Genomic DNA, 3477 nt, shown 5'->3' with positions numbered 1-3477 from the left:
GCGCGCCTTCGCTGCCGCCGGCCCGGCCGTGGCCGGCGCCCCGCAGGTCCTCAGCGGTCCCGATGTGCAGTTACGCATCGGTGAATCGCTGGCCAATTTCACCGGCCGCACCCGCCCGGCCATCACCGTCAACGGCAGCCTGCCCGCGCCCATCCTGCGCTGGCGCGAGGGCGACACCGTCAACGTGCGCGTGGCCAACGCGCTGCACGGCCACCCCACCTCGATCCACTGGCACGGCATCCTGCTGCCGGCCAACATGGACGGCGTGCCCGGCCTGAGCTTCAACGGCATCGCCCCCGGCGAGGCCTACCAGTACCGCTTCACCCTCAAGCAGTCGGGCACTTACTGGTACCACAGCCACTCGATGTTCCAGGAACAGGCCGGCCTGTACGGCGCGCTGATCATCGACCCGTTGCAGCCAGCGCCGTACAACTTCGACCGCGAGCACGTGATCCTGCTGTCGGACTGGACCGACATGGACCCCGGTGCCCTGTTCCGTCGCATGAAGAAGCTGGCCGAGTTCGACAACTACTACAAGCGCACCCTGCCCGACTTCCTGCGCGATGTGCGCAAGGACGGCTGGGCGGCGGCCACCGCCGATCGCGGCATGTGGGGCCGGATGCGGATGACCCCCACCGACATCTCCGACATCAACGCGCACACCTACACCTACCTGCTCAACGGCACCGCCCCGGCCGGCAACTGGACCGGGCTGTTCCGCAGCGGCGAGAAGGTGTTGCTGCGCTTCATCAACGGCGGCTCGATGACCTACTTCGATGTGCGCATCCCGGGGCTGAAGATGACCGTGGTCGCCGCCGACGGCCAATACATCCACCCGGTCAGCATCGATGAGTTCCGCATCGCACCGGCCGAGACCTTCGACGTGATCGTCGAACCTACCGGCCAGGACGCGTTCACGATTTTCTGCCAGGACATGGGCCGCACCGGCTATGCGGCCGGCACCCTGGCCGTCCGCCACGGTCTGCAGGGGCCGATCCCGGCGCGCGACCCACGGCCGCTGCTGACGATGAGCGACATGGGCCACGACATGGGCCATGCCTCGAACGGCATGTCGGGGCACGACATGAAGGGCATGGAAGGCGGCTGCGGCGCCAACATGGGCCACGCCGCGCACGGCGGCACCGACAAGACGCCCCGGCACCCGCCCAGTGAGAAGGGCAACCCGCTGGTCGACATGCAGAGCATGGCCACCGCTCCCAAGCTCGACGATCCCGGCATCGGCCTGCGCGACAACGGCCGCACCGTGCTCACCTACGCCGCGATGCACAGCCTGTTCGACGATCCCGATGGCCGCGAACCCGGCCGCGAGGTCGAGCTGCACCTGACCGGCCACATGGAAAAGTTCAGCTGGTCCTTCGACGGCATCCCGTTCGCCAGCGCCGCACCGCTGCGCCTGAACTACGGCGAGCGCATGCGTATCGTGCTCGTCAACGACACCATGATGCAGCACCCGATCCATCTGCACGGAGTATGGAGCGACCTGGAAAACGCCGACGGCGCGTTCCAGCTGCGCAAGCACACCGTCGACATGCCGCCCGGCACCCGCCGCACCTATCGCGTGCGCGCCGATGCGCTGGGCCGCTGGGCCTACCACTGCCACCTGCTGTACCACATGGAAGCGGGCATGATGCGCGAAGTGAGGATCGAAGAATGAGCCGTTCTCCGATTGTCACGACGTCGATCCTGACCAGCGCGCTGCTGCTGGCGCTCTCCGCCCCGGCGTGGGCGCAGTCGCACGCAGGCCATGCCATGATTCCGCCGCCCGGCACCGATGCGCCGACGGTCGATGAAGATACGGTGGATCACGCCAGCATGGGCCACGGCCAGATGGACCATTCAAAAATGGATCACGGCGCCATGGACGACGGCCGGATGGACCACTCGAAGATGGATCACGGCAGCATGGATCACGGCCAGATGGATCCTGCGCCGACCCGCCACGGTGACGCCGATCATTCGACGATGGACCACGCCGCGATCGGCCACGGCCCGGCCAAGCCGCCGGCACCCGACACCCCACGGGAACCGATCCCGACGGTGACCGATGCCGACCGCATCGCCGCCTTCCCTGCGATCGAACACGGTGCGATGGAACACCCGCCCGAGATCCACAGCATGCTGCTGGTCAACCGGCTGGAGCACTGGGACGGCAAGCACGGCAACGGCCAGGCCTGGGAAGCCAGCGGCTGGGTCGGTGGCAACATCCACCGGGTGTGGCTGCGCAGCGAAGGCGAGCGCAGCGGTGGACGCACCGACTCGGCCAACCTGGACGTCCTGTATGGCCGCAGCGTGTCGCCGTGGTGGGACGTGCTGGTCGGTGCCCGGCAGGAACTCGGTCGCGGCGATTCGCGCACCTGGGCCGCGGTCGGCATCCAGGGGCTGGCGCCGTACAAGTTCGAGACCTCGGCCACGGCCTATGTCGGCCAGAGCGGTCAGGTCGCCGCTACCGTGGAAGTGGAATACGAGCTGCTGCTGACCAACCGGCTGATCCTGCAGCCGCTGGTGGAGGCCACGTTCACCGCCGAGGACGAACCGCGTTACGGCAACGGCAGCGGCCTGAACAAGGTCGAGGCCGGGCTGCGCCTGCGCTACGAGTTCAACCGTCGCTTCGCCCCGTACGTCGGCATCAGCCACGAACGCCTGTTCGGCGATACCGCCGATTATCACCAGGCCGCCGGCGAACGCGCCCGCGACACCCGCTGGGTGGCCGGCGTGCGTGTCTGGTTCTAAGCCAAAAAAAGATCCCGGGCGCGGCGGGCGCCCGGGATAACAGGGGTCGTGCATGCCGGATCCGACGGGCCCATCCGGGGCGTCACAGGCTGCCGCGCGCGGCGCGGTCGTCGCCTGTCCGACACCCGGGCGCCTTGCTCGTTGGCTGTCCCGGGTAATGATGTGATGCGCGGGAAAGCAGGTTCCGCCATCCCGCCCGTGGTTTTCGCTCCCGTTGGCCGCGATGGCGTACGCTGCCGGGCCATCCACTGCGCCTGCGCCCATGTCCCTGCAGATCCGCCGCGCCACCCCCGCCGATGCCGAGGCCGTCTCGGCGATCGCTGTCGCCACCTATACCGAAACCTTTGGCGATTCGTATCCGCCGCAGGATCTGCAGGCGTTCCTGCACGACCACTACAGCGCGGGCCCGCAGCGGCAGGAGCTGGAGGATCCACGCAGCGCGGTGTGGCTGCTGGAAGACGCCGGCCAGGCCGTGGGCTATCTGGCGGCGGGCGCCAACACCCTGCCGCATGCCGATGCAGTCCCCGATGATGTCGAGCTCAAGCGCCTGTACGTGCTGGCCAGCCATCAGGGCGGCGGCCACGGCGCGCGGCTGATGGACGCGTTCCTGCAGTGGCTCGATGAACCGCGACGCCGCACCCTGTGGGTGGGCGTGTGGTCGGAGAATTTCGGGGCGCAGCGCTTCTATGCGCGCTACGGCTGTGTGCAGGTCGGCACGTACGACTT

Annotated in this window: 3 protein-coding genes; all 3 read left to right on the top strand. The window is 68.3% G+C overall.

Features of this window, described 5'->3' with window-relative positions; all coding sequences use genetic code 11:
• On the top strand, positions 1-1675 hold a 1675-nt coding region (locus tag AC1DR7_RS20095), incomplete at its 5' end, for a copper resistance system multicopper oxidase (protein ID WP_478076654.1).
• Positions 1672-2751: a copper resistance protein B gene (locus AC1DR7_RS20090; RefSeq protein ID WP_457319573.1), complete on the top strand. Its 1080-nt coding sequence runs from the start codon at positions 1672-1674 to the stop codon at positions 2749-2751. The genes AC1DR7_RS20095 and AC1DR7_RS20090, both read left to right, overlap by 4 nt.
• Before the next feature lie 262 nt (positions 2752-3013).
• The coding region (locus AC1DR7_RS20085; RefSeq protein ID WP_478076653.1) for an N-acetyltransferase family protein at positions 3014-3477 on the top strand (464 nt) is incomplete at its 3' end.

It is taken from the genome of Stenotrophomonas sp. P5_A9 (assembly GCF_056400525.1).
Note: the sequence above shows the minus strand (reverse complement) of the source record. Positions and strands in the feature narration are given on the sequence as shown.

Bases quoted from the DNA above. Each gene is read 5' to 3' on its own strand.
- AC1DR7_RS20090 (WP_457319573.1), top strand. From the start codon at position 1,672: ATGAGCCGTTCTCCGATTGTCACGACGTCGATCCTGACCAGCGCGCTG.